The following is a 25,641-nucleotide window of genomic DNA, read 5'->3' as shown; positions in this document are numbered from 1 at the left end:
AAAATGGTATAATAAATACAATTAGTATAAGGAGATTGCTAGATGAAAAAGTTTTTTTGGAGTATCATAATTGTTTTCTCATGTTTGTTCTTCAGTCAGCGGGTCTTGGCTGTGAGTTATGATATTGAATCCTACCAAGGGAATTTGCAGATTCATTCTGATAATACAGCAACTTTTGTTGAGATAATCACTTACCATTTCTCCAGTAACTATAATGGACAAATCATTACTTTGGGGACATCGGGTAACATGCCTCTAGGATTTGATGTGGAAGGAAAGCCAAGTTTTCTGGCTTTGAGAAATGGACAGCCTAAGAATGATATTACGGCTGTTCAAGAGTATATTGCAGGTGGCTATAAATATAAAATTTATAATGCTGGCAATAAAGGGGATCGTGTAATCATTGCGGTTACATGGAAACTGAAAAATATGCTGTTTGTCTATAATGATATTGTAGAATTGCACTGGATTCCAATTAGTGATTGGGATAAAAAATTAAACAATGTAGAATTTCGGATTACTCCTCCGAGCACTTCTAAACAGACCGAATTACATGCTCATACAGGCTATTTTATGAAGCCGGCTCAAGTGACACGAGAAAGCGATAGCTATCTAGTTCGTGTGTCTAGTGTTGCTAAAAAGAAAAAGTTAGAATTTCATGCGTATTGGGATCGGTCGCTAGTGACTGTTCCTGAAGATAGTTTAGCCGTTACAAAACGAGATCAGCTACAAGAGTTTCATCGAGTCGAAAAGGAAGTTGCCACAGCTACAAAAAGATACCAGAGATTCGTGGATTGGGACTTACCGCTTTCTTTTGTGCTGCTTGGTCTGATTAGCTTAGCATTTTACGGTTTCTTTCAATTCACTATAAAACCTCGTGTAACGTTTCCTAAGCGTGCTCGCTTATATGAAATACCGCAAGATTTACCACCAATGGTCATTGCTTCAAATGTTTATTCGGTAGATTTGACAGAATTGGATCCAACTGAGAAGCAAGCAACGTCTTTAAAATTTGAAAATCTTGTACAAGCTACTTTACTGGACTTGATTGATCGAGGAAATCTTATTTTTATAGATGATACAAAACAACCAAAGCTGCAAAAAGCAACGGCTAAAGGTTTATCTGATTTTGAAAAAGAATTTTTAAAAATGGCTATGGGGAATAGAAAGCAAGTCCTTGTAAAAGAGCTTTTTTCAGATTTTAAAATTGACGATAAGGTATATAGCAGAGGTGAGCAGGCTGTCCGTAGAGCGGGAAACAGGGTGAAGGACCTCTTGAAATGTTATTTAACAAATATTACAGAAAATGTACATGAGATTATTGAGCGAGAACAATTGCCAAATAATTATCGCCCTGTTACTAAAAAGGAATTCTTATATCTATATCTTTCAATGTCTCTTATGGCGCTTGTCATGGCTGTTTCTCTTGGTACTCTGGCTTGGATTTTCTTGGTGTATAGAGTCATTTTCTATCAATTTGCAGTTAGTTTCTTCATTGCTGGTGGAATTCTGTATTATCTTTTGAGAAAATACAAAATGGTGAAACGTGACGGAGTCCTAAATGAAGAAGGGGCAGAAAACTATTATTACTGGAAGAGTTTTGCTAATATGCTGCGGGATATTGCTCATTTAAAGGACACAGAAGTGGACGGAGTGATTTTATGGAACAGATTGTTGGTTTATGCTGCTCTGTTTAATTGTGCAGATAAGGTAAGTAAGGTTATGAAATTACGCAAAATCACAATCGATAATCCGTCTATGAATGCTTTTGTTTATCAGGATATGTCGTATAACTTCCACGCTAGTTCACATGCCTTTGTTAGTTATGGTACGGCCGCCAATTCGGCGAGCAGCTTCTCTGTCTCATCAGGGGGTAGCAGCGGAGGAGGATTCTCTGGCGGAGGCGGCGGAGGTGGTGGCGGTGCTTTTTAAAAAAAGTACCCTATTCTCTCGCTTGAAATTATGCTATAATGAAACAAAGTCAATCTTAGGAGAAGAAAATGTTTATCATTGAAATTTTGAAGTCCATTATCTTTGGGATTGTGGAAGGAATTACAGAGTGGCTGCCGATTTCGAGTACGGGTCACTTGATTTTAGTGCAGGAATTTCTCAAATATAAAAACCAGAATGCTGCCTTTATGGAGATGTTCAATGTCGTTATCCAATTAGGAGCAATTTTGGCGGTTGTGGTGATTTATTTTGATAAATTAAATCCGTTTAAGCCGGGAAAGACAGCACGTGAAGTTCAAAAAACATGGCAATTGTGGGCGAAAGTAGTGATTGCAGCTGCACCGGCTGCTATCATCGGACTGCCTTTAGATGATTGGTTTGATGCTCATTTTTATAACTTCATTTCTGTCGCCTGCATGTTGATTATCTACGGTGTTGCTTTTATTTTATTGGAAAAACGCAATAAAAATGTGGAACCGGCGATTACCAGTTTGGATCGCTTGCCTTATAAAACCGCTCTCTACATTGGGTTATTTCAAGTATTGTCACTCTTTCCTGGTACCAGTCGCTCTGGAGCAACCATTGTAGGCGGACTCTTGAATGGTACCAGTCGTTCCGTGGTGACAGAGTTCACCTTCTTCTTAGGAATTCCTGTTATGTTTGGCGCTAGTGGTTGGAAGATTTTGAAGTTTATCATCAAAGGAAATACACTTGGATTTGGCCAGTTCTTCTTATTGCTTGTGGCAATGGGCGTTGCATTCGGGGTCAGTCTCTATGTCATTCGTTTCTTGACAGACTATGTGAAAAAGCACGACTTCACAATATTTGGGAAATATCGTATTGGACTTGGTGTCCTGCTCATCGTTTACGGCATTTTTAAAGCCATTTTCTAAGCATTCAAAACTCAGCAGATGTTGTTGAGTTTTTTTATTGACAAAAGAAGACAAAGGCTATCTATTTTTTGTAAAAAAACCGAAATTTTAGTATAATGAAAAGACTAGAAGTATGAGGTAATGCTATGGAAATGAAGCAAATTAGTGATACAACGATTAAAATCACGATAAAATTAGAAGATTTAGAAGAACGTGGGATGGAAATGGCAGATTTTCTAGTCCCACAAGAAAAAACAGAAGAGTTTTTCTATGCGATTTTAGATGAGTTGGAAATGCCAGAGAGCTTTTTAGATAGTGGCATGCTTAGTTTTCGTGTGACACCAAAGCCCGACCGTTTGGATGTCTTTGTCACCAAATCTAAGATTGATAAGAATCTGAACTTCGATGATTTGGCAGATTTGCCAGATGTAGAAGAGCTGTCTCAAATGTCTCCTGATGAATTTTTAAAGACATTAGAAAAAAATATTTTTGAGAAAAGCAAAGACGATATCGAGGCTGTGCGTTCTTTGGAAACGGCAGAAGCAGAAAGTAATACAAGTACTTCTGATATGGAAGAACAAGAGGAAAATAGTGACGAGCTCACACAAAAATATATCTATTATATTTTGAAATTTTCCAGCCTGAAAGAAGCGATTGTTTTTTCTAAAACAGTAGATTATGCTGTCAACACTTCGGAGTTGTACAAAATGGACGGTCACTATTATTTGACAATCTTGGTTGATATTGAAGGACGTCCAAAGCGTTATCCAGCTTGGCTCCTTGCCTCTATGCGTGAACATGCAGAAGACACAGATGTGACGAGAGCTGTTTTGCAAGAGCACGGTTATTTATTGCTTGTCAACGAGGCGGTTGCCAGTCTTCAAAAGGTTAAATGCTTATGATTCCTTTTCCCTTAAAATTCATTTTGGTGTTGCTTGGAACCTTTTTCATCGGTGTGATTCTCACGCCTTTGGTGCGTTTATTGGCATTTAAGATAGGTGCGGTTGATTATCCAAATGCTCGAAGAATCAACAAAAAACCAATGCCAAGCAGCGGTGGTTTAGCCATTGTCATTGCTTTTTCGGTTGCTACGCTTGTTTTTATGCCGATGATTGTGCAGGCGACCTTTCATGGAAAAAGTTATTTTGATTATATTTGGCCTGTTGTCTTAGGAGGCGGAATCATTGCTCTGACAGGATTGATTGACGATGTGAAAGAGTTGAAGCCCTTAGCAAAGATGTCAGGAATTGTGTTAGCTGCCAGTTTGATTTGGTTATTGACGGATTTCCGTTTGAATCATTTTAAAATTCCTTTTGGCGGGCCACTACTGCACTTTGCTCCTTGGCTATCTTTCATTTTGACGGTTATCTGGATTATTTCGATTACCAATGCCGTCAATTTGATTGACGGGTTGGACGGATTAGTGAGTGGTGTATCCATTATTTCGCTGGTGACAATGGGAATTGTTTCCTACTTTTTCTTGCCAGATCACAATGTTTTTCTAACCTTAACTATTTTTGTCTTGGTCATGTCTATTGCAGGATTTTTCCCTTATAATTACCACCCAGCTATTATTTATCTGGGAGATACAGGAGCGCTGTTTATCGGTTTTATGATTGCTGTTCTGTCATTACAAGGCTTGAAAAATGCGACGGCCGTCGCTGTGATTACTCCGATGATTATTCTAGGAGTGCCGATTACAGACACATTTTTAGCGATTGTGCGCAGAACTTTATCTGGACAAAAATTTTATACCCCCGATAAACGTCATCTTCATCACCGCCTGCTCTCTTTGGGCCTGACTCACCGTGGGACAGTCTTGGTTATTTATGGCATTTCTATGATTTTTGCCATGATTTCTCTTTTGTTAAATGTCTCAAGTCGTATCGGTGGAGTACTATTGATGATTGGTCTGCTTTTTGGAGTGGAACTTTTAGCGGAGCTTATCGGTGTTTTGGGCCAAAATCGGACACCATTTCTCAATATTCTTCGCTTTATTGGAAATTCTGCTTATCGAGAAGAAATTCGCACAAAGTTCAGAAATAGAAGAAAGAAATAGAGTCTCAATTAAAACAAAATAAAAGCCTTTTTGGCTTTTTTTTGCTATACTTATAAGGTATATTATGGTTACAAAGAAAGGAACGTTTGCCATGTCTGTCTTAGAAATCAAGAATCTCCATGTAGAAATCGAAGGAAAGAAAATTTTAAAAGGAGTCAATCTGACTCTTAAAACAGGAGAAGTTGCAGCCATTATGGGTCCAAATGGGACAGGGAAATCAACCCTATCGGCAGCCATTATGGGAAATCCAAATTACGAGGTAACCGAAGGGGAAGTACTGCTCGATGGTGTCAATATTTTGGAACTGGATGTGGACGAACGAGCTCGTAGGGGGCTTTTTCTGGCTATGCAGTATCCAAGTGAAATTCCAGGTATTACCAATGCGGAATTTCTGCGTGCAGCTATGAATGCAGGTAAAGAAGACGACGAAAAAATATCTGTTCGTGATTTCATCATGAAATTGGACGAAAAAATGGAACTGCTCAATATGAAAGAGGAAATGGCAGAGCGCTATCTGAACGAAGGCTTTTCTGGCGGTGAAAAGAAACGCAATGAAATCTTGCAGCTGTTGATGCTGGAGCCAACCTTTGCGCTACTGGACGAAATCGACTCTGGACTAGATATTGATGCGCTGAAAGTGGTGTCTAAGGGTGTCAATGCCATGCGTGGTGAACATTTTGGCGCTATGATTATTACGCATTATCAACGCTTGTTGAATTACATTACGCCTGATGTGGTACATGTTATGATGGACGGGCGAATAGTAGCTTCAGGCGGACCAGACTTAGCTGTTCGTTTAGAGCAGGAAGGCTATGCCAAATTGGCTGAAGAACTTGGTTTTGATTACCAAGAAGAAGTCTAGTCGACCTTTCTTTTTGCTTGAAAAAGATAGGAGAATGAAATGACAAAAGAAACCATTAAACATTTTTCACAAATGCATGCGGAGCCTGAGTGGTTAGCAAATCTCCGTCAAGCTGCCTTTGATAAAATAGAAGAGTTGAAATTACCAGTTATTGAGCGCGTGAAATTTCACCGCTGGAACTTGGGAAACGGCACGCTGTCAGAAAGTGAAACTCTTGCAAATGTACCTGATTTCACAGCACTTAACAATCATTTGAAATTGGTTCAGTTGGGGACGCAGACTGTTTTAGAGCAATTGCCAGCTGACTTGGCGGAGCAGGGCGTCGTCTTCACAGATTTTTATTCTGCTCTTGAGGAAATCCCAGAAATTATTGAAAAACATTTTATGTCCTCAGTCAAATATGATGAAGACAAGTTAGCAGCTTACCACACAGCTTATTTCAATAGCGGAGCGGTGCTATATATCCCAGATAATGTTGAAATCAATCAGCCCATTGAAGGCATTTTTTACCAAGATAGTGAAAGTGATGTGCCATTTAACAAGCATATCCTGATTATCGCAGGAAAGCATTCTAAAGTAACTTATTTAGAGCGATTGGAAACCTATGGCTCTGGGATTGTTTCTGCGACAGCCAATATTACGGTGGAAGTCATTGCCCAAGCAGGAGCTCAGATAAAGTTTTCAGCTATTGACCGTCTGGGGGAAAATGTGACCGCCTATATCAGTCGCCGGGGTAAGTTGGACGATGATTCGATGATTGACTGGGCAATTGGAGTCATGAATGAAGGCAATGTAATTGCTGATTTTGACAGTGATTTGTTTGGACGCGGAAGTCATGCGGATATGAAAGTAGTAGCTCTTTCTCGTGGCAAGCAGATTCAGGGGATTGACAGTCGTGTCACCAACTACGGCTGCAATTCGATTGGCAATATCCTCCAACATGGAGTTATTTTGGAAAAGGGAACTTTGACCTTTAACGGAATCGGCCACATTATAAAGGGAGCTAAGGGGGCAGATGCCCAGCAGGAAAGTCGAGTGCTCATGCTGTCTGACCAAGCACGCTCAGATGCTAATCCTATTCTCTTGATTGATGAAAATGATGTCACAGCAGGACATGCAGCTTCTATTGGTCAGGTGGATCCAGAAGATATGTACTATCTCATGAGTCGGGGGCTGGATAAGGCGACTGCAGAACGTTTAGTTGTGCGTGGATTCTTAGGCTCTGTTATCGTTGAAATCCCAGTCAAAGAAGTGCGTGCTGAGATGATTGAAAATATTGATGAAATTTTGGCTAAGAAATAAGAGATAGGAAAAGAAATGTCTAAACTTGATGTAGCAGTCCTTCGGAAAGATTTTTCAATTTTGGATCAAATCGTCAATGATGAGCCCTTGGTTTATTTGGACAATGCGGCTACAACCCAAAAGCCTACGCAGGTGTTAGAGACGATTGCAGCTTATTACGAAAAAGATAATGCCAACGTTCATCGTGGTGTTCATACGCTAGCTGAGCGGGCAACAGCGGCTTATGAAGCTGCGCGGGAACGAGTGCGCTCCTTTATCCATGCCACTTCGATGAAAGAAGTTCTCTTTACGAGAGGAACAACGACTGGGCTCAATTGGGTGGCGCGCTATGCTGAAAGTGTCTTGCAGCCAGGCGACGAGGTGCTGATTTCCGTTATGGAGCACCATTCCAATATCATTCCTTGGCAGGAAGCCTGTAAGAAAACAGGGGCTAGATTGATTTATGCTTATCTGAAAGACGGTATGTTAGACCTCGCTGACTTTCAGTCGAAATTGACTGAAAAGACGCGATTTGTTGCGCTGGCTCACGTTTCTAATGTATTGGGCGTGGTAAATCCTATAAAAGAAATAGCAGAGCTAGTGCATCAGAAAAATGCCCTTTTAGTAGTGGACGGAGCCCAATCAGTCCCTCACATGGAGATTGATGTTCAAGACTTGGACGTTGATTTCTTTGCGTTTTCAGGTCACAAGATGCTAGGTCCGACTGGTATCGGGGTTCTCTATGGCAAAGAAGAGCTACTTGAGCAAATGTCGCCTGTCGAATTTGGTGGGGAAATGATTGATTTTGTCTATGAACAGGAGGCAACATGGAAAGAACTGCCTTGGAAGTTTGAAGCAGGAACTCCCAATATAGCTGGTGCTATAGGTCTAGCTGCCGCTATTGACTATCTGGACAAGGTCGGAATGGAAACAGTTCATCAATATGAACAAGAATTGATGGCTTATATATTTCCAAGATTACAAGCTATTGAGGGTCTCACAATTTATGGTTCGGAGGAATTGACTCAGCGGTCAGGTGTTATTTCTTTTAATCTAGCTGGGCTTCACCCTCATGATGTAGCAACAGCTCTGGACTATGAAGGCGTGGCTGTACGGGCTGGACATCACTGTGCTCAACCTTTGTTGAGTTACCTAGGAGTGCCAGCGACTGTTCGAGCTAGTTTTTATCTATATAATACCAAAGCAGATTGCGACAAGCTTGTTGAAGCTTTGCAGAAAACAAAGGAGTTTTTCGATGGCACTTTCTAAACTAAATAGCCTTTATAAAGCAGTTGTGACAGACCATTCGGCTCATCCTCATCATCAAGGTCGTTTGGATGGAGCAGAACAAGTTAGTCTCAATAACCCTACTTGCGGAGACGTTATCAGTCTGTCGGTTCAGTTTGATGAGCAGGGAGTAATTGAGGATATTGCTTTTGTGAATTTTGGCTGCAGTATTTCCACAGCATCAGCCAGTATGATGACGGATGTAGTCCTAGGAAAGACAAAGGAAGAAGCGCTAGCTTTAGCAGAAATTTTCTCCCAAATGGTTCAAGGTAAGGAAGATGAGCAACAAAAGGAACTAGGAGACGCAGCTTTTTTGGCTGGCGTTGCCAAATTTCCTCAGCGTATCAAATGTTCAACCTTAGGCTGGAACGCTCTTAAAAAGGCGATTGAAGAAGCTGGAAAGTCTAAAAAAGTTGAGTAAATGAAACTAAAATAAAGAAGCTGAGACAAAAGTGCTCAGCTTCCTTTATTTATATTGCTATCCTTACAAGACGCAGTTTGAGCCTGCCCCACTCTCTTATAATTTTTCATTGACATATTGGACGAATTCATTCCACCAAGATTTGAGGAAGAAGGGGCGTCCTATTTTTTCTGCTGAAAGCATGGAAATAGTTGGTGGTTTTTTGTCAAGATAACCTTTTCCAATCAAATCATTGTCTGTATAGGTCAATTTCCCAATAACGACACCCTTTTTTAAAGGAGTAGTATAACCATTTTTATCAGTTGTAAAATGGACAGTCGGTTTTTTATGATTGTATCTCCGCACAATGGTGAGCTTCTCGCTGGCAACAGCAGTAACTTCATCTTTCTGACCGTTAATGACGCGGGCAGAGCTTTTATTGTAGGCTTCGCCTTTTTTCACAAGAGTTTGGACCGTGAATTGCTGATAAATATAGGTCATAAATCTAGAAGTAGCTGTAAAACGGGCATTTTCGTCCTCGTCTGCATGATCAACATTGAGAAGAACCGTAATCAAACGCATGCCTCTTTGCTGAACTGTTCCGACAAAGGAAGAGCCTCCTTTATCAGAAGATCCAGTTTTGAGACCATCTACTCCAGCTCGAAAAGCTGGCATGTTTTCGAGCATGCGATTGGATGATGTAAGCGTCATCCCTGCAAAAGTAGAAGTAGCTTTTTTGGTGATTTCTAGAACTTCTGGATAATCAAGGATTAAACGCCGAGCGACAACTGCAACATCGTAAGCACTTAGTTTATTTTCATCCTCTTTGCCTGAACCGGGATAAAGGTGTTCCTCTCCTAAAACAGAATTATTCAGTCCAGAAGCATTGACGATAGTAGCATCTTTGATACCCCATTGCCGTAGCTTAGCTTTCATCAAATCCACAAATTTTTTCTCACTACCAGCAACTTTTTCAGCTAAGGCAATCCCTGGGCTATCGGCACTTGCTATTAAAGAAGTTTCTAACATCTCTTCGACAGTGTATTGTCTTGCTTCCAGCGGAACGTTACTGGCGTCTGGATTAACGGTTAGTTGATAAGGATAGTCAGAAATATCCACTGAGGTTTGTAAAGTGAATTTTCCTTGATGAATGGCTTCATAGACCAGATAAGCGGTCAATAATTTTGTAATAGAAGCAATTTCAACTGGCTGATTAGCATCTTTTTCATATAAGATTTTTCCAGTTGTAGCGTCAACTGCAATAGCATGCTTGGCACCTACTTCAAAATTATCGGCCCAAACGGTAGGAGTTAAGATAAGCAAGAGAGTCGTAACAAGAGTAATAATAAATTTTTTCATGGTAATCCCTTTTTTGTGAACTTATTATTATTGTATCATAAAATAAGAAGAGCTTCATCGAAAAGGGAGGAAATAAGAGAAGCAATATAGAAAACAAAGTTTTTACTTTTATTATCCTTTATCATATTGACCACAGTACAAAAAGGAACATGCTGATTGCTACGCTTTCTATTGCCGATGTGAGTAATTGTCAACATGGACTCTCTTGCTTGCTATTCAACATCATTTTTAATTTTTTTGATGATTTTTGCAGGAATACCTCCAACCACGCAATTGTCTGGCACATCCTTGGTTACCACAGCGCCGGCAGCTACCACGACATTGTTGCCAATGGTCACACCAGGTAAAATAGTCACATTGCCGCCAATCCAGACATCATTACCAATTGTGACGGGCTGAGCAATCCCTAGATTTTCTCTACGCTTTTTGGGCGACAGAGGATGTCCTACCGTTGTAATTAAGGTATTTGGACCAATCATCACGTAGTCACCAATATGTACAGGCGCAATGTCTAGAATTTTACCGTTATAATTCATCAAAAAATGATCACCAACGTGAATATTTTTACCATTATCACAGTTAAAAACAGGTAGAATCGTTGGCGATTCACCAGATGAACCCAACAGTTTTCGCACTGCTTCTTGTCGTTTTTCTTTCTCCATTGGGGTGATACTGTTCAATATTTGACAAGCCATTAAGGCATCCAATTTACGGGCGTTCACTTCTTTATCCGTAAAATCATAAGGCAAGCCTGCCTCCAATTTTTCTAATTCTGTTATTGTCATGAGTCCAATCCTCCTTTGATGAAATGTAGACAATAAATTGGTACGATTCTTAGCCGAACGAAGGACTGTCCGAATATGTTCTTTCCGTTGTGTCCCGCCTTCTAAATCATGCAACTGATTCAATGTTTGGTATAAGCTCTGCTCATCTTTTGTCAAATTTGCATTGCTCGGTTTTTTCATATCCATTTTAATGTACCTCCCTTTGTTTATTTAACTCAGTATAGCTTAAAAACTTTTCTTTTTTTGGTAAAAAACCTCTATTTTTGATAAAATATATCTGATAAAAGGAAAAAACAAATGAATCATTTTCAAGACAAAATCCGTTACCAAGCCTATCTTAATCGGGAAAGTAATTTTCACCACCATCGCTATGACGAGGAATTACAACAATATCTATGGATAAAAGAAGGGAATCCAACAGAGGCTGCTAATGCGGGGCAAGCCATGTTCACTTCTGATTTGACTGGCGCCTTGTCTACTGATCCTCTGCGAGAAAAACGCTATCTTTTTGTCGCCTCTACTACGCTAGCCACCCGATTTGCTATTCAAGGTGGCATGCCTGAGGAAGAAGCATACAATACTAGTGACCTATTCATTCAGGAGATGGATAAACTTCACGACATAGACAGTATCAATCATTTGCAGGAACGAATGATGCGAACTTTTGCAGAAAGTGTGCAAAAGCAACGTAAACAAACGATTCAGCAGCTTCCGATTCTCCGTTGTATTGAGTATATTGAAGATCATCTTCACCAAACTATCACTTTGGACATGTTGGCAAGTCACATTGATTATTCGCCCAACTATATATCTCAGCTCTTTCAAAAAGAAATGAAGGAAAAGCTGAGTAGCTATATTCTTCGCCGAAAGATAGAAGTTGCTCAAAATATGATTCAATCCAGAAACTTCAACTTGCTGGAAATTTCAGAAATTCTTGCCTTCTCCTCCCAGAGTTATTTTAGTAAAATTTTTAAAAAATATACGACACAAACTCCACGACAATTTCAGCAGAGTTTGCCAAATGAGGCTATTCAAACAAAAAATTAGCCGTCGGTTGATAGAAAAAAACGAAAAATGATTCATTTTTATTTTTAAAGCAAGTTCTGGTATAATAGATAGGATAAGAGACGAATAGAGGAAAACATGAAATTTACAGAATTTAAGTTTAAAGATTACATTCAAGAGGCACTCAAGGATTTGAACTTTGTTGAGGCGACAGAAGTACAGGAAAAACTGATTCCAGTTGTACTTGCTGGTCGAGACTTGGTAGGAGAGTCTAAAACAGGTTCAGGGAAAACTCACACTTTCTTGCTGCCGATTTTTCAAAAGCTGAATGAAGACGCAGATAGTGTTCAGGTTGTCATTACTGCTCCTAGTCGTGAGCTGGCTAGGCAGATTTATCAGGCTGCACGCCAAATTGCTGCTTTCTCGGACAAGGAAATCCGAGTGGCTCATTACGTTGGTGGAACTGATAAAAACCGTCAGATTGGGAAATTGAGTTCCAGCCAGCCGCACATCGTCATTGGCACGCCGGGACGCATTTATGATTTGGTCGAATCAGGTGACTTAGCCATTCATAAGGCACATACTTTTGTCGTTGATGAAGCAGATATGACGCTTGATATGGGATTTTTAGTGACGGTGGATAAGATTGCGTCCAGTTTGCCGAAGGATTTGCAATTTCTAGTCTTTTCTGCGACTATTCCGCAAAAATTGCAGCCATTTTTAAAGAAATATCTATCAAACCCTGTCATTGAGCAAATCAAGACCAAAACAGTTATTTCAGATACCATTGAAAATTGGCTGATTTCGACAAAAGGACGTGATAAGAATGCGCAGATTTATGAAATCACACAGTTGTTGCAGCCGTATTTAGCTATGATTTTTGTCAATACTAAGACACGAGCGGATGAATTGCATAGCTATCTGACAGCGCAAGGTCTCAAAGTGGCAAAGATTCATGGGGATATTGCACCGCGGGAGCGCAAACGGATTATGAATCAGGTGAAGAACCTAGATTTTGAGTATATTGTGGCGACAGATTTAGCTGCGCGGGGAATTGATATTGAAGGTGTTAGTCATGTCATCAATGATGCGATTCCGCAAGATTTGTCCTTCTTCGTTCACCGAGTGGGACGAACTGGCAGAAATGGATTACCAGGTACGGCCATTACACTTTATCAACCGAGCGATGATTCAGATATTCGTGAGTTGGAAAAATTGGGTATTCACTTCATTCCCAAGATGATCAAAAACGGAGAATTTCAAGATACCTATGACCGCGATCGTCGTGCCAATCGTGAAAAAACGCAGGAAAAATTGGACACGGAAATGATTGGTCTGGTTAAAAAGAAAAAGAAGAAAATCAAACCGGGTTATAAGAAAAAAATCCAGTGGGCTGTCAATGAAAAACGCCGAAAAACGAAGCGAGCTGAAAATCGCGCACGCGGTCGTGCAGAAAGAAAAGCGAAACGTCAAAGTTTTTAGTCTTAAAATTTCTTTATCACTCTCATAAATAAAAACAATTATTCTTTATAGAACGAATGTGATAGACTAGTCTTGCTAGTCTATTTTTATCGTAGTAAATAATTGGTGAAATTGTAAAATTGTGATAGAATTAGACATTATTGAGAAAGGGAAGTTACAATGATTGTTACAACAGCGATTCTAGCCTCTAATTGGTATCAAGAATTGGTTCAGAAGATTCCAGACGGACAGCTTTTTAGCTGGCGATCTGTGTTTGACGGACTACCCAGAATTATTGAAAAATTACCGACAACTTTGCTATTGACTTTAGGAGGAGCTTTTTTTGGCTTGATTTTAGCTCTCATTTTTGCTATTGTCAAAATCAACCGTGTGAAGATTTTGTATCCTCTGCAAGCCTTTTTCGTTAGTTTTTTGCGAGGAACACCAGTACTTGTTCAGCTTATGCTGACTTATTATGGGATTCCTTTGCTTCTGAAAGCCATTAACTTGCGATTTGGTACGGGTCTGAATATCAATGCTATTCCAGCCTATCTATTTGCGATTGTAGCTTTTGCTTTTAATGAAGCAGCTTACGCCAGTGAAACTATTCGAGCAGCGATTTTATCAGTGGATTCTGGAGAGATTGAAGCGGCTCGTAGTTTGGGAATGACAAACGGGCAGGTTTACCGCCGTGTTATTATTCCCAATGCTGCGGTGGTTGCCACACCGACCTTGATTAACTCTTTGATTGGCTTGACCAAAGGGACTTCTCTGGCTTTCAGTGCAGGAGTTGTTGAGATTTTTGCTCAAGCGCAGATTTTGGGCGGTGCAGATTACCGTTACTTTGAGCGCTTTATCTCAGTTGCTCTTGTCTATTGGGGCGTGAATATTGTGATTGAAGCACTTGGGCGGTTTATCGAAAAGAAAATGGCGATTGAAGCGCCTGATAATCTCAACCCACAAATACAGGCGAAAGGAGATGTTCGATAATGATTCGTATTTCAAATCTCAGCAAATCCTTTTCTGGACAAATGGTTTTAAACAATCTTAGTTTAGAGATTCAAAAAGGAGAAGTGGTTGCTTTGATTGGCTCATCTGGTGCGGGGAAATCCACTTTCTTACGCGGTCTGAATTATTTAGAGCAGCCAGACAGCGGAACGATTAGCATTGATGATTTTACTGTTGATTTTTCTACGATTAGCAAGGAAGAAATCCTAACCTTGCGGCGAAAGTTGGCTATGGTGTTTCAGCAGTTTAATTTATTTGAGCGTCGGACGGCTTTGGACAATGTCAAAGAAGGTTTATTGGTTGTAAAAAAATTCTCAGACCAAGAAGCGACGAATCTTGCCAAAGAAGAACTGGCAAAAGTTGGTCTGTCAGACCGTGAAAATCACTATCCACGTCATCTGTCAGGTGGACAAAAACAACGTGTCGCTTTAGCGCGTGCACTTGCGATGAAACCAGATGTTCTGCTTTTAGACGAGCCAACATCAGCGCTTGATCCTGAGTTAGTAGGAGAAGTTGAAAAATCCATTGCAGATGCAGCCAAGACTGGCCAGACCATGATTTTAGTTAGTCATGACATGTCTTTTGTGTCTCAAGTGGCAGACAAGGTACTCTTTTTAGATAAGGGACACATCATTGAAATGGGTACTCCAGATGAAATAATGAACCATCCTAAAGAAGAACGCACAAAAGAATTTTTTGCCAGTTACAAACGGACATATATTTGATATAATAGAAAAAGAAGCCCAGTTGGCCTTGCTAGCTGGGTTTATTTTCAAGTTTGCGGCATTTGTTTTGAATGCCTTTAACAAAAGTTAGGGAATAGAGGAGTGACTATGCTGTCTCGAGTTTTTTTACTCTATTTAGAGAGTTTACTGATTACGGCGCTATTGGTAGGGAGTTTTCTAGGATTATGGATTGGGCTTCGTGCTGTTCGGCGTGTTGATAAAACACTCAAAGAGCGACAAGCTCATCTGTATGATATGCTATTGATTGCGGTGATGACGATTCCGATTTTATCCTTTGCAATGATGGGGATTTTGCTTATCCTCAAAGCATAATGTTTGAAAAAAGAGCTTGATAGCATTAGAATAATAGTGATTACAATAAAGGAAGTAAATTTATGTACGACACAATTATTATTGGAGCAGGGCCTGCGGGAATGACGGCAGCGCTTTATGCTGCTAGAAGTAATCTCAAAGTTGCTCTTTTGGAACGTGGCATTCCAGGCGGACAAATGAATAATACCTCAGATATTGAAAATTATCCTGGATATGCTAATATCAGTGGTCCGGAACTAGCAGAAAAAATGTTTGAACCACTCGAAAATTTGGGAGTGGAGCATTTGTTTGGCTCTGTTGAAAAAATCGAACACCAAGGAGCAATAAAAAAAGTCTTTACAGAAGATGAGGTTTTTGAAACCAAGACGCTTATTATTGCGACCGGAGCTGTTCATCGTCATCTAGGAGTTCCGGGTGAAGAAGAATTAAACAGCCGTGGGGTGTCTTACTGTGCAGTCTGTGACGGAGCCTTTTTCCGAGATGAAGATTTGCTTGTGGTCGGTGGAGGCGACTCGGCAGTGGAAGAGGCTGTATTTTTGACTCGTTTTGCAAAAACGGTGACGATTATTCATCGGCGTGATGAATTGCGAGCCCAAAAGTTACTGCAAGAACGTGCATTTGCCAATGAAAAAATTCATTTTATCTGGGACTCAGTTGTGAAGGAAATCAAAGGTGACAACCGCGTTAGCAGCGTTGTGGTAGAGAATGTCAAAACAGGTGAAGTGTCAGAGCGTAAATTTGGCGGTGTCTTTATTTATGTTGGTTTAGACCCAGTTAGTGAGTTTGCTAAAAATTTGGGCATTACCAATGAAGCAGGCTGGATTGTAACCGATAATCATATGAAAACGGCTATTTCTGGCATCTATGCTATTGGAGATGTTCGTGAAAAAGACCTTCGTCAAGTAACGACAGCTGTCGGTGACGGGGCAGTTGCAGGGCAAGAAGTTTATAAATATATTACAGAGAATTTTTAAGGGAGTTCTGTCTCACTCCCGTAAGATTGCCAACAGTCTGGGAGACTGTTGAGGTGGTGGATGAAGAAAACAAAGTTTTTGTCAAAAGTACTCTTCTGAGCTTAAAAAGCGAACAGCCTTGATACTTGCTTCGCAAGTCCTCAAAGCCGTGCTTTGAGCAATCAGCTACTACGTCGTTGGTTTATTGCACTATATACATTGGAGCTGGAGACTTTCGTCCCAGCTTCTTTTCTGGTTAGCAAAAAAACATCAATGCACTGATGGTTTGGGAATGAAAGGGCTTCTTTGGGCTTGTTCAATTCTCGTGCCCTCATAAATGACTAGTGGAATTGTCAGAATTGTGGTACAATGGAAAAGTTCATGTGAAAAGGAGGCTTCGTATGAGTGAAAAGAATTCTGAGAATAATGAAAATAAAATGGAACGTGGCTTAAAAAATCGTCATGTTCAAATCATTGCTATTGCTGGGACGATTGGAACTGGGCTCTTTTTAGGGGCAGGGCGTTCGATTAGTCTGACAGGACCGTCTATTATTCTCATTTATATGCTTACAGGTGTATTTATGTATTTGATGATGCGGGCGATTGGAGAAATGCTGTACTATGATCCAGATCAGCACACATTTATCAACTTTATTACCAAGTATCTTGGGAAAGGCTGGGGTTATTTTTCTGGTTGGTCCTATTGGATTTCCCTCATTTTTATCGGTATGGCAGAAATTACGGCAGTTGCGCAGTATGTCCAATTTTGGTTTCCGACTTGGCCAGCATGGCTGATTCAAATTGTCTTTCTGGCTGTCTTGAGTATGGTCAATCTGATTGCAGTACGAGTTTTTGGCGAAGTTGAATTTTGGTTTGCCATGGTTAAGATTGTAGCGATTATTGCTTTGATTGTGACAGCGATTTTTATGGTGTTGACAGGCTTTAAGACACCAAATGGTGTAGCCAGTTTAAGTAATATCAGTCAAAATTTCCAACTTTTTCCCAATGGCTTTATGAGTTTTGTCATGGGCTTTCAAATGGTCTTCTTTGCTTATCAAGCTATTGAATTTATTGGAATTACAACTTCTGAAACGGCAAATCCTCGTCAAGTATTGCCCAAAGCGATTAAAGAAATTCCTTTGCGAATTGTCCTTTTCTATGGTGGATCTTTGCTAGCGATTATGGCGATTATTCCGTGGAGAGATTTGGCGACGACAGATTCCCCCTTTGTGATTGTTTTCAAGTTAGCAGGCTTGAAATGGGCTGCAGCTTTGATTAACTTTGTGGTACTGACATCAGCCGCTTCAGCCTTGAATTCTACTTTATATTCGACAGGACGCCATTTGTATCAAATTGCTCATGACTCGCCAAATCGCTTCCTGGATAGGATTGGTGCTGGCAAATTATCCAGACAAAACGTTCCGCAAAATGCTATTTTGACATCAGCGGTAGTGATTGCATTTGCTGCTTTTATCAAGGTTTTGCCGGGAGTGTCAGATTCCTTTGTTTTGATTACAGCTTCTTCATCAGGTGTTTACATTGCTATCTATGCACTTACTATGATTGCTCACCTGAAATACAGGAAATCAAAAGAATTTATGGCAGACGGTTATCTAATGCCAGCTTACAAGTTTCTCAACCCACTCACCTTGCTCTTCTTTGCGTTTGTATTTGTCACGCTCTTTTTACAAAAGTCAACCGTTGTAGGAGCAATCGGATCTGCTATTTGGATCGTTGGATTTGGAATTTACAGTCAATGGAAATTTAAAGCGAAATAAATATGCAATAAAGCTAAGAAAATGATACGATTTTTTCAAGTTGTTTCAAGATTTTCTTAGTTTTTTATATTGGTAAGAAGACTGTCAACAGAGACAAGTTCCTGATGAAAAAGTAGTGGATAAATATTCTAGTAGATAGTCAAACACAATCTTATAGTTTCTAAAAGTTATTGTTTTGTCATTCAAAGATTGACAAGATTTCCTCTTGCTCTTTTGATTTGTGGTATAATAAGTGAAAATACATCTTACAAGGAGTCGTTATGTATCCAGATGATAGTTTAACATTGCATACAGATTTGTACCAAATCAACATGATGCAAGTTTATTTTAGAAAAAATATTCACAATAAGCGAGCTGTTTTTGAAGTTTATTTTCGGAAAGAGCCTTTTCATAGCGGTTATGCTGTTTTTGCTGGCTTGGAGCGGATGATTCATTATTTAAATCATTTGACGTTTTCAGATAGTGATATTGCTTATCTCCGTTCTCTTGGCTATGATGAAGAATTTCTAGCTTATCTAGCAAATTTAAAATTGGAATTGACAGTACGCTCTGCACAAGAGGGTGATTTGGTCTTTGCTAATGAGCCGATTGTTCAAGTAGAAGGTCCCCTTGCTCAATGTCAATTAGTGGAAACAGCCTTATTAAATATTGTAAACTATCAAACTTTGGTGGCGACAAAAGCTGCACGCATTCGCTCTGTGATTGAAGACGAGCCTTTAATGGAATTTGGTACGCGTCGGGCACAAGAAATGGATGCAGCTATCTGGGGGACACGGGCTGCTGTTATTGGCGGAGCAAATGGTACCAGTAATGTTCGTGCGGGAAAACTCTTTGATATTCCAGTCTTGGGAACACACGCTCATGCGCTTGTTCAAGTTTATGGCAATGATTATGAAGCATTCAAGGCTTATGCACAAACACATCGTGACTGTGTCTTTTTAGTGGATACCTATGATACTTTCCGTCTGGGTGTACCAGCTGCTATTCAAGTTGCGCGTGAAATGGGGGATAAAATCAATTTCCTTGGCGTGCGGATTGACTCGGGGGACTTAGCTTATATTTCTAAAAAAGTCCGTCAGCAACTAGATGAAGCTGGATTCCCAAATGCTAAAATCTATGCGTCAAACGACTTGGATGAAAATACTATCCTCAACTTGAAAATGCAGAAAGCCAAAATTGATGTTTGGGGAGTTGGAACAAAACTTATTACTGCTTACGACCAGCCAGCACTGGGAGCAGTTTATAAGATTGTGGCTATTGAAGATGAAAATGGTCATTTGCGTAATACGATCAAGCTCTCTAATAATGTGGAGAAAGTATCAACACCAGGTAAAAAACAAGTTTGGCGCATTACTAGCCGTGCAAAAGGGAAGTCAGAAGGAGATTATATCACTTATGACGGCGTAGATGTCAATGCAATAACAGAATTAGAAATGTTCCACCCAACTTACACCTACATCAATAAAACAGTGACGAATTTTGATGCAGTACCTCTTTTGGTAGATGTTTTTAAACAAGGTCAACTCGTATACCAATTGCCAACCCTAATGGAAATCCAAAAATACGCTCGTAAGGAATTTGATAAGTTGTGGGACGAATACAAACGTGTCCTCAATCCGCAAGATTACCCTGTGGACTTAGCGCGTGATGTATGGCAAGACAAGGTAGATTTGATTGATCAAATGCGCAAAAAAGCGAATCAAATGGGAGAAACAAAATGACCTTACAGGAAACGATTATCCAGCAATTAGGTGTGAAGCCTGTCATTGACCCAGAGGAAGAAATTCGTAAATCCATTGATTTTTTAAAGGATTATCTTAAAAAACATTCCTTTTTGAAAACCTATGTTTTGGGAATCTCGGGCGGGCAAGATTCAACTTTGGCAGGACGTTTGGCGCAACTGGCAATAGAAGAAATGCGAGCTGAGACTGGCGATGCTAGCTATCAATTTATCGCAGTGCGTTTGCCATATGGAGTGCAGGCTGACGAAGACGATGCGCAGCGTGCATTGGCTTTTATTCAGCCAGATATCAGTCTTGTTGTCAATATCAAAGAAAGTGCGGACGCCATGACGCGAGCAGTTGAGGTTACAGGAGCAACTGTCTCAGACTTCAATAAAGGCAATATTAAAGCTCGTAGTCGCATGATTGCGCAATATGCTTTAGCAGGCTCTTATAAAGGAGCAGTGATTGGAACGGATCATGCCGCAGAAAATGTAACAGCTTTCTTTACAAAATTTGGTGATGGTGGTGCAGACATTCTGCCACTTTATCGTCTCAACAAACGGCAAGGAAAACAACTATTGGCTGCCTTAGGCGCTGATTCTGCCCTCTATGAGAAAGTACCAACTGCGGATTTGGAAGAAGAAAAGCCAGGCATTGCAGATGAAGTCGCTCTCGGTGTCACTTATAACGAAATTGATGATTATCTGGAAGGTAAATCTGTATCAGCAGAGGCACAGGCTACCATTGAATCTTGGTGGCATAAAGGGGAGCATAAACGTCATTTGCCGATTACAATCTTCGATGATTTTTGGAAATAAGCAGGAGAATTGTTCTGACTCACGTTTTTTAAAATATGAAGACTACTAAAATTAGTTGTATAACAAAAGAGGCTGGGACAAAAGTCCTTAACCTCGTCGATTTTTATAAGTTTCTTGCAAGTCGCAGTGGTTGAGTGGGCTCTATGCGGTTGATAAATCAATCTTTACAGCCGTACTCAACTGTGCGGGAGTGGGACGACAAAATCAAATTTCTTCGAAATTACTGATTTTTGTCCCACTCCCTTTGTTTGAAGAATTTTGAAAATAAGCTATAATAGTGTTTAGAATTAGAAGGAGGTATCTATGAATTCTATAGATCAACAATTTACTGATACATTATATGCAAATTATGAAGCAACTGCCAAATATGCTGCGATTGAAAATGCAGTCAGCCACAATGGCTTATTAACATCACTTGAAAAACGCAGCAGTACGATTGAAAACAATCCTGTGTTTTCTATTGACTTAACCAAAGATAAAGTCAGCAATCAAAAAGCATCTGGACGTTGCTGGATGTTTGCAGCGCTCAATACATTCCGTCATAAAATGATTGCAGGTTTTCAATTAGAAGAATTTGAATTGTCTCAAGCGCACACATTCTTTTGGGATAAATATGAAAAATCCAACTGGTTCTTAGAGCAAGTTCTGGCGACAGCTGATCAAGAATTAACCAGTCGCAAAGTGAAATTCCTCTTAGACACGCCTCAACAAGACGGTGGTCAATGGGATATGGTTGTGGCACTTTTTGAAAAATATGGAGTTGTTCCGAAATCAGTTTACCCAGAATCCATTTTATCTAGCAATAGCCATGAGCTTAACCAATACCTCAATAAATTACTCCGTCAAGATGCACAAATCTTGCGTGATTTGGTTACTAGTGGAGCAGATGTGACAGCTATTCAAGCTAAAAAAGAAGAGCTCTTGCAAGAAATCTTTAATTTCTTAGCGATGTCTCTTGGACTCCCGCCTCGTACTTTTGATTTTGCTTACCGTGATAAAGACAACAATTTCCATAGCGAAAATGGATTAACACCACAAGCATTTTACAAAAAATATGTAGACCTTCCACTAGATGATTACGTTTCCATCATCAATGCCCCTACAGCTGACAAACCTTACGGTAAATCTTACACCGTTGAGATGTTGGGAAATGTCATAGGAGCGCGCGATGTTCGTTATTTGAATGTCAATATGGAGCGTTTGAAAGAGTTGGCTATTACTCAAATGCAAGCTGGAGAAACCGTTTGGTTCGGTTCTGATGTAGGTCAATCTAGTAACCGCAAAGCGGGCGTTATGGTTAATGACATGTACGACTTCACATCAAGCATGGACATCAATTTGACACAAGATAAGGCAGGACGCTTGGATTACAGTGAAAGTCTTATGACCCATGCTATGGTCCTGACGGGTGTTGATTTGGATGAAAATGGAAAATCAACAAAATGGAAAGTGGAAAATTCTTGGGGCGACAAGGTTGGAGACAAAGGTTATTTTGTTGCCAGCGATGACTGGATGGACGAGTACACTTATCAAATCGTTGTCCGCAAAGAATTTTTAACGGCTGAAGAATTAGCTGCCTATGGAGCAGAGCCAAAAGTGCTTGCTCCGTGGGATCCAATGGGAGCTTTGGCTAGTAAATAAGAATAAAAAAGAAGCAAGATAAACTTTTAATCTTGCTTCAAAAGACTCTGCAAGAGAATGAAATATTAAAAACACGAGCAATCAAGACCAGTAAATAACTGGCTATAAGATTGTTCGTGTTTTTGATTTTCTATTTTGACTTCAGAATTTTTCCTGTTATCGATTTCGTGAAGGAGGAGTTTCTGAATTTCCACCGCTATTAGAAGAATTTGTAGAGGTGGAAGCACTCGGTTCCGTACTTGATGAAGAGGAACTGGAACTGCTTGACGACTCTGGGGTAGAGCTTTCTTGACTGCTTGAAGATGAAGACGATTCTTCAAGGCTAGAACTTGAAGTAGAATTATAATAATTTTGTTGATATCTATTAGTTGCATTGGCTAAAAAGACATAATTTCCACTACGATAGAGACCGCTAGGCATTTCCCAGTCTTCTGTCCCACTTTCAGACAAGTAAGACATCATCGCACGGTAAACATCTGTTGCAACTTTCACACCGTCATCCAGAACAGGAGTGAGACGATTGGTGTAACCTGTCCACACTGCCATTGAATATTTCTGTGTATAACCAACAAATAGTTCATCTGGGGTCACAACACTTGAACCACCGTAAGGTTTTGTTAGTTTCGCCAATTCATCATCGGAATAGTTGGAAGTTCCTGTTTTACCAGCTTGATAGACGCCAGATATCGCTGCATTGGTCCCAGTACCTGAAGTAAGAACTGTTTTCAGCATATTTGTCATCATGTAAGCTGTTGTTTCTTTCATTGCGGTTGTACCTTGATTAGAGAAATCTTTTGAGGTTCCATCGCTAAAGACAACACGGCTGACATATTGCGGTTTGTAATAAGTTCCTCCATTTGCAAAAGCAGCATAGGCAGCAGCCATTTTTTCACTGCTAGCACCATATTTCTTATCCGATTTTGTGGTATTACTTGAAATGGCATTCGCATATACCATTTCTGGATAGTCAATACCAAGTCCATTAAGGAATTTCTTAGATTTGCTGAGACCGACAGCTTCTAACGTTTTGACAGCTGGGACGTTCCGAGATTCCTGAAGTGCATACTGAATGGTAATATTTCCGAAATAACGCATATCCCAGTTGTAAACCGGAGTAGTTGTCCCAGGATAATGATAAGGGGCATCACTAATGTAAGCAGCTGTTGAAGTATAAATTTCATTTTCAATGGCTGGAGCGTAATCGGTGATTGGCTTCATAGTTGAACCCCAGTCACGATTTGTTTCAACGGCTTGATTGGTACCAAAAGAAACATTTGACGCTTGATTTCGAGCTCCTAGTTGAGCAATAACCTTACCATTTGTAGCATCCACAATGGTAGAAGCAACTTGGAGTTCATCATCTGGATAAGCAACATATTCATTGCTATTATAAATGTTCCAAAGGCGTTCTTGAACAGCTCTATTGACGTTAGTATAGACTTCCATCCCTGTCGTCAGCAAGTTATAGCCAGTTTCTTGCTGAACTTGTTCGATAACTTGTTTTAAGTAATTGTCCATGTAAGCTGGATAAGAAGCAGAATTTTTCAAGCTTTGCAGACCATCGGTAATGGGGGTGTTGATTGCTTTTTCGTATTGCTCAGCAGAGATGTATTTGAGTTTATACATTTCTGATAAGACAAGATTCCGACGATTTTTAGCAGCCTCTGGTTGTGTATAAGGGTCATATTGATTTGGTGCTTGAGGCATCCCTGCCAATAAAGCAGTTTGAGCCAAGCTCAAATCTTTCAAATCTTTGCCGTAATAGCTTTGAGCAGCTGTTTGCATGCCGTAGTTACCATTTGACATGTAGACCTTGTTTACATAATAAGTAATAATTTCTTGCTTAGTGGCTTTGTGCTCCAGCTGTACTGCTAACCAGGCCTCTTGGATTTTACGTGATAGCGTTTGATCGGCAGTTGAGGTAGAGAAGTAAGTCAATTTAATCAACTGTTGTGTCAGAGTGGAACCACCTTGCCGATTTCCTTTGCGCAAGTTGTTCAAAAAAGCGCCCAAGATACGAACAGAATCCACACCGCGATGACTAAAGAAACGGTGGTCTTCAATTGCAACTATAGCCTGCACTAAGCCAGTTGGGATATCACTCGTTGCTGCGTTTACTCTTTTTTCAGAGCCCAAGTCAGCAATGAGATTATTTTCACTATCATAAATTTTACTGGAAGTTGTGGCAACTAGCTTCTTTTCTGACAAGGCAGGCGCCTTGTGAACTTGATAGAGGAAGATTCCTCCGCCAGCAACAACTCCAAGCATAAATAATGTGATGAGACCGATAGCAGCATATTTTGCAGCTGTCAGTAAAGATTGCTTATTCATTTGTTTTACCACCTAGTAAGTTTTGTTGAATGATTTCAAGATAGGGAATGCTAGGAAGTCCATTCGGTGAGATAGGATATCCATGCGTTTGAATGTAGTCAAGTGGCATGGACTTTGTCCCTTTGTCAATCTTGAAGAAGTTAATCAGATAAGGAGCGGGAAGCAAATACGTCAGTTTTAAGGTTGAAAAATGTAATAAAACGAAACAAATTCCCCCTTGTTTGACGACTTGTTCCATGTGTTCAATTTGATGCGCGTGAAAATTTTTCATCGGCATGGAAGCTTTTTGTCGTGTTTCCTTTGCTTCAAAATCAATGTAACGTCCTTGATAGACACCAGAATAGTCTGTGGTAGAAGCTTGCCGAAAATAGGCTTCTACGATTTTTGCCCGACTACGTCTAGGGTAATCCACTTTTACGATTTGAATAGGTGTCGGTTTTTTATGAATAACCGCCAACCCATGACTAAGGTAATAATCATTTGTTTCATTGATCATTTTTTCAAAAGACATTCCTCGGTTCGCAAAATCGACTGACTTCTTTTTAGGAAACTTCAGCGCATTGCGCGAGGGAACTTTATGTGGATAGTTGACCATATATCTCCTTATTGGTACAATAACATCACTCTATTATAACATAAAAAGGAAATAAAGGGATAATTTAAGTGGTTAGTATATTAGTAGTAGGCTATCGAAATTTTGATTTGGGAATTTTCGATGAAAAAGACCCTCGAATCAAGATTATTAAAAAAGCAATTCAGCGTGATTTGACTCGTTTATTTGAAGAAGGAGTGGAGTGGCTGATTTTCACTGGAAATTTAGGTTTTGAAATTTGGACGCTAGAAATTGCAAAGAAATTACAGCAAGACTACGATTTTCAAATTGCGACGATTTTTACTTTTGATAAATTGTAAAATATAGTTCAACAAAAAAACTCATAGCGTTTCATTGGTGTAAACTGTAAGTAACCACACAAACAGAACCCGAGGAAAAACTATGAGCTACTCCCAT

The 25,641-nt window shown here is 39.9% G+C and carries 22 protein-coding genes and 1 pseudogene; 19 read left to right on the top strand and 4 right to left on the bottom strand.

The genetic code is table 11. The features are described 5' to 3' along the window. The first annotated feature begins 42 nt into the window (after positions 1-42). From FQ204_RS08610 to sufU, 8 genes are all read left to right on the top strand, one after another. Positions 43-1,932 (top strand): DUF2207 domain-containing protein, encoded by a 1,890-nt coding sequence (locus FQ204_RS08610; protein ID WP_144210688.1) that lies wholly within the window; start codon positions 43-45, stop codon positions 1,930-1,932. 68 nt (positions 1,933-2,000) lie between these two features. Beyond that, on the top strand, positions 2,001-2,843 hold the full coding sequence (locus FQ204_RS08605) for an undecaprenyl-diphosphate phosphatase (protein WP_144210686.1): 843 nt from the start codon (positions 2,001-2,003) through the stop codon (positions 2,841-2,843). A gap of 125 nt (positions 2,844-2,968) precedes the next feature. Beyond that, entirely contained in the window at positions 2,969-3,724 is a 756-nt protein-coding gene (gene mecA, locus FQ204_RS08600; protein WP_144210684.1) for an adaptor protein MecA, read from the top strand. Further along, entirely contained in the window at positions 3,715-4,881 is a 1,167-nt protein-coding gene (locus tag FQ204_RS08595) for a glycosyltransferase family 4 protein (protein ID WP_144210682.1), read from the top strand. Before mecA ends, FQ204_RS08595 begins: the two co-directional genes overlap by 10 nt. A 91-nt stretch (positions 4,882-4,972) precedes the next feature. After that, positions 4,973-5,743 (top strand): Fe-S cluster assembly ATPase SufC, encoded by a 771-nt coding sequence (gene sufC / locus FQ204_RS08590; RefSeq protein ID WP_144210813.1) that lies wholly within the window; start codon positions 4,973-4,975, stop codon positions 5,741-5,743. Positions 5,744-5,782: 39 nt separating this feature from the next. Then, positions 5,783-7,045, top strand: coding sequence for a Fe-S cluster assembly protein SufD (gene sufD, locus FQ204_RS08585; protein WP_144210680.1), 1,263 nt, complete (start codon positions 5,783-5,785; stop codon positions 7,043-7,045). 15 nt (positions 7,046-7,060) lie between these two features. Beyond that, positions 7,061-8,293, top strand: coding sequence for a cysteine desulfurase (locus FQ204_RS08580; protein WP_144210678.1), 1,233 nt, complete (start codon positions 7,061-7,063; stop codon positions 8,291-8,293). After that, positions 8,280-8,732: a Fe-S cluster assembly sulfur transfer protein SufU gene (gene sufU / locus FQ204_RS08575; RefSeq protein ID WP_144210675.1), complete on the top strand. Its 453-nt coding sequence runs from the start codon at positions 8,280-8,282 to the stop codon at positions 8,730-8,732. Before FQ204_RS08580 ends, sufU begins: the two co-directional genes overlap by 14 nt. A 96-nt stretch (positions 8,733-8,828) precedes the next feature. Here sufU and pbp3 read toward each other — a convergent pair whose 3' ends face one another. Then, complete coding sequence (gene pbp3 / locus FQ204_RS08570) at positions 8,829-10,070, bottom strand: D-alanyl-D-alanine carboxypeptidase PBP3 (protein ID WP_144210673.1); 1,242 nt, start codon at positions 10,068-10,070, stop codon at positions 8,829-8,831. 212 nt (positions 10,071-10,282) lie between these two features. Continuing rightward, complete coding sequence (locus FQ204_RS08565; RefSeq protein WP_144210811.1) at positions 10,283-10,855, bottom strand: sugar O-acetyltransferase; 573 nt, start codon at positions 10,853-10,855, stop codon at positions 10,283-10,285. A gap of 297 nt (positions 10,856-11,152) precedes the next feature. Here FQ204_RS08565 and FQ204_RS08560 point away from each other — a divergent pair, with 297 nt between their 5' ends. The 10 genes from FQ204_RS08560 (at position 11,153) to pepC (ending at position 22,301) form a co-directional block, all read left to right on the top strand. Next, positions 11,153-11,902, top strand: a complete 750-nt coding sequence (locus FQ204_RS08560) for an AraC family transcriptional regulator (protein WP_144210671.1) — start codon at positions 11,153-11,155, stop codon at positions 11,900-11,902. Between the two features lie 96 nt (positions 11,903-11,998). Next, positions 11,999-13,342: a DEAD/DEAH box helicase gene (locus FQ204_RS08555; RefSeq protein ID WP_144210669.1), complete on the top strand. Its 1,344-nt coding sequence runs from the start codon at positions 11,999-12,001 to the stop codon at positions 13,340-13,342. Positions 13,343-13,501: 159 nt separating this feature from the next. Then, positions 13,502-14,311, top strand: coding sequence for an amino acid ABC transporter permease (locus FQ204_RS08550; RefSeq protein ID WP_144210667.1), 810 nt, complete (start codon positions 13,502-13,504; stop codon positions 14,309-14,311). Further along, positions 14,311-15,054 (top strand): amino acid ABC transporter ATP-binding protein, encoded by a 744-nt coding sequence (locus FQ204_RS08545; protein ID WP_144210665.1) that lies wholly within the window; start codon positions 14,311-14,313, stop codon positions 15,052-15,054. The genes FQ204_RS08550 and FQ204_RS08545 overlap by 1 nt, the downstream gene beginning before the upstream one ends. A 108-nt stretch (positions 15,055-15,162) precedes the next feature. Further along, a complete protein-coding gene (locus FQ204_RS08540) occupies positions 15,163-15,387 on the top strand; it encodes a DUF4059 family protein (protein ID WP_144210663.1) in 225 nt (74 codons plus the stop codon). A 62-nt stretch (positions 15,388-15,449) separates the two neighbouring features. Continuing rightward, complete coding sequence (gene trxB, locus FQ204_RS08535; protein ID WP_144210661.1) at positions 15,450-16,361, top strand: thioredoxin-disulfide reductase; 912 nt, start codon at positions 15,450-15,452, stop codon at positions 16,359-16,361. A 380-nt stretch (positions 16,362-16,741) separates the two neighbouring features. Continuing rightward, entirely contained in the window at positions 16,742-18,118 is a 1,377-nt protein-coding gene (locus FQ204_RS08525) for an amino acid permease (RefSeq protein WP_144210659.1), read from the top strand. A gap of 260 nt (positions 18,119-18,378) precedes the next feature. Then, complete coding sequence (locus FQ204_RS08520) at positions 18,379-19,839, top strand: nicotinate phosphoribosyltransferase (protein ID WP_144210657.1); 1,461 nt, start codon at positions 18,379-18,381, stop codon at positions 19,837-19,839. Further along, entirely contained in the window at positions 19,836-20,660 is an 825-nt protein-coding gene (nadE, locus tag FQ204_RS08515) for an ammonia-dependent NAD(+) synthetase (RefSeq protein ID WP_144210655.1), read from the top strand. The genes FQ204_RS08520 and nadE overlap by 4 nt, the downstream gene beginning before the upstream one ends. Positions 20,661-20,963: 303 nt before the next feature. Next, positions 20,964-22,301, top strand: a complete 1,338-nt coding sequence (pepC, locus tag FQ204_RS08510) for an aminopeptidase C (protein ID WP_144210653.1) — start codon at positions 20,964-20,966, stop codon at positions 22,299-22,301. Positions 22,302-22,457: 156 nt separating this feature from the next. Here the strand turns inward: pepC and pbp1a are convergent, their stop codons facing one another. Both pbp1a and recU read right to left on the bottom strand, forming a co-directional pair. Then, a complete protein-coding gene (pbp1a, locus tag FQ204_RS08505; protein WP_144210651.1) occupies positions 22,458-24,632 on the bottom strand; it encodes a penicillin-binding protein PBP1A in 2,175 nt (724 codons plus the stop codon). Next, complete coding sequence (gene recU, locus FQ204_RS08500; RefSeq protein ID WP_144210649.1) at positions 24,625-25,227, bottom strand: Holliday junction resolvase RecU; 603 nt, start codon at positions 25,225-25,227, stop codon at positions 24,625-24,627. The genes pbp1a and recU overlap by 8 nt, the downstream gene beginning before the upstream one ends. A 68-nt stretch (positions 25,228-25,295) precedes the next feature. Here recU and FQ204_RS08495 point away from each other — a divergent pair. Further along, positions 25,296-25,535, top strand: a pseudogene (locus tag FQ204_RS08495) (SLOG family protein); the annotation flags it as partial. Between the last annotated feature and the right edge of the window lie 106 nt (positions 25,536-25,641).

This window comes from Streptococcus constellatus (assembly GCF_902167705.1).
GTDB classification, from domain to species: Bacteria; Bacillota; Bacilli; order Lactobacillales; family Streptococcaceae; genus Streptococcus; species Streptococcus constellatus_A.
Note: the sequence above shows the minus strand (reverse complement) of the source record. Positions and strands in the feature narration are given on the sequence as shown.

Excerpts from the sequence above, each read along its gene's own strand:
- FQ204_RS08540 (WP_144210663.1), top strand. The coding sequence starts at position 15,163 with ATGCTGTCTCGAGTTTTTTTACTCTATTTAGAGAGTTTACTGATTACG.
- FQ204_RS08560 (WP_144210671.1), top strand. The coding sequence starts at position 11,153 with ATGAATCATTTTCAAGACAAAATCCGTTACCAAGCCTATCTTAATCGG.
- pbp3 (WP_144210673.1), bottom strand. The coding sequence starts at position 10,070 with ATGAAAAAATTTATTATTACTCTTGTTACGACTCTCTTGCTTATCTTA.
- trxB (WP_144210661.1), top strand. The coding sequence starts at position 15,450 with ATGTACGACACAATTATTATTGGAGCAGGGCCTGCGGGAATGACGGCA.
- nadE (WP_144210655.1), top strand. The coding sequence starts at position 19,836 with ATGACCTTACAGGAAACGATTATCCAGCAATTAGGTGTGAAGCCTGTC.
- FQ204_RS08545 (WP_144210665.1), top strand. The coding sequence starts at position 14,311 with ATGATTCGTATTTCAAATCTCAGCAAATCCTTTTCTGGACAAATGGTT.
- recU (WP_144210649.1), bottom strand. The coding sequence starts at position 25,227 with ATGGTCAACTATCCACATAAAGTTCCCTCGCGCAATGCGCTGAAGTTT.
- pepC (WP_144210653.1), top strand. The coding sequence starts at position 20,964 with ATGAATTCTATAGATCAACAATTTACTGATACATTATATGCAAATTAT.
- FQ204_RS08550 (WP_144210667.1), top strand. The coding sequence starts at position 13,502 with ATGATTGTTACAACAGCGATTCTAGCCTCTAATTGGTATCAAGAATTG.
- mecA (WP_144210684.1), top strand. The coding sequence starts at position 2,969 with ATGGAAATGAAGCAAATTAGTGATACAACGATTAAAATCACGATAAAA.
- FQ204_RS08595 (WP_144210682.1), top strand. The coding sequence starts at position 3,715 with ATGCTTATGATTCCTTTTCCCTTAAAATTCATTTTGGTGTTGCTTGGA.
- FQ204_RS08605 (WP_144210686.1), top strand. The coding sequence starts at position 2,001 with ATGTTTATCATTGAAATTTTGAAGTCCATTATCTTTGGGATTGTGGAA.
- FQ204_RS08555 (WP_144210669.1), top strand. The coding sequence starts at position 11,999 with ATGAAATTTACAGAATTTAAGTTTAAAGATTACATTCAAGAGGCACTC.
- FQ204_RS08525 (WP_144210659.1), top strand. The coding sequence starts at position 16,742 with ATGAGTGAAAAGAATTCTGAGAATAATGAAAATAAAATGGAACGTGGC.
- FQ204_RS08610 (WP_144210688.1), top strand. The coding sequence starts at position 43 with ATGAAAAAGTTTTTTTGGAGTATCATAATTGTTTTCTCATGTTTGTTC.
- FQ204_RS08580 (WP_144210678.1), top strand. The coding sequence starts at position 7,061 with ATGTCTAAACTTGATGTAGCAGTCCTTCGGAAAGATTTTTCAATTTTG.
- pbp1a (WP_144210651.1), bottom strand. The coding sequence starts at position 24,632 with ATGAATAAGCAATCTTTACTGACAGCTGCAAAATATGCTGCTATCGGT.
- sufU (WP_144210675.1), top strand. The coding sequence starts at position 8,280 with ATGGCACTTTCTAAACTAAATAGCCTTTATAAAGCAGTTGTGACAGAC.
- sufC (WP_144210813.1), top strand. The coding sequence starts at position 4,973 with ATGTCTGTCTTAGAAATCAAGAATCTCCATGTAGAAATCGAAGGAAAG.
- sufD (WP_144210680.1), top strand. The coding sequence starts at position 5,783 with ATGACAAAAGAAACCATTAAACATTTTTCACAAATGCATGCGGAGCCT.
- FQ204_RS08520 (WP_144210657.1), top strand. The coding sequence starts at position 18,379 with ATGTATCCAGATGATAGTTTAACATTGCATACAGATTTGTACCAAATC.
- FQ204_RS08565 (WP_144210811.1), bottom strand. The coding sequence starts at position 10,855 with ATGACAATAACAGAATTAGAAAAATTGGAGGCAGGCTTGCCTTATGAT.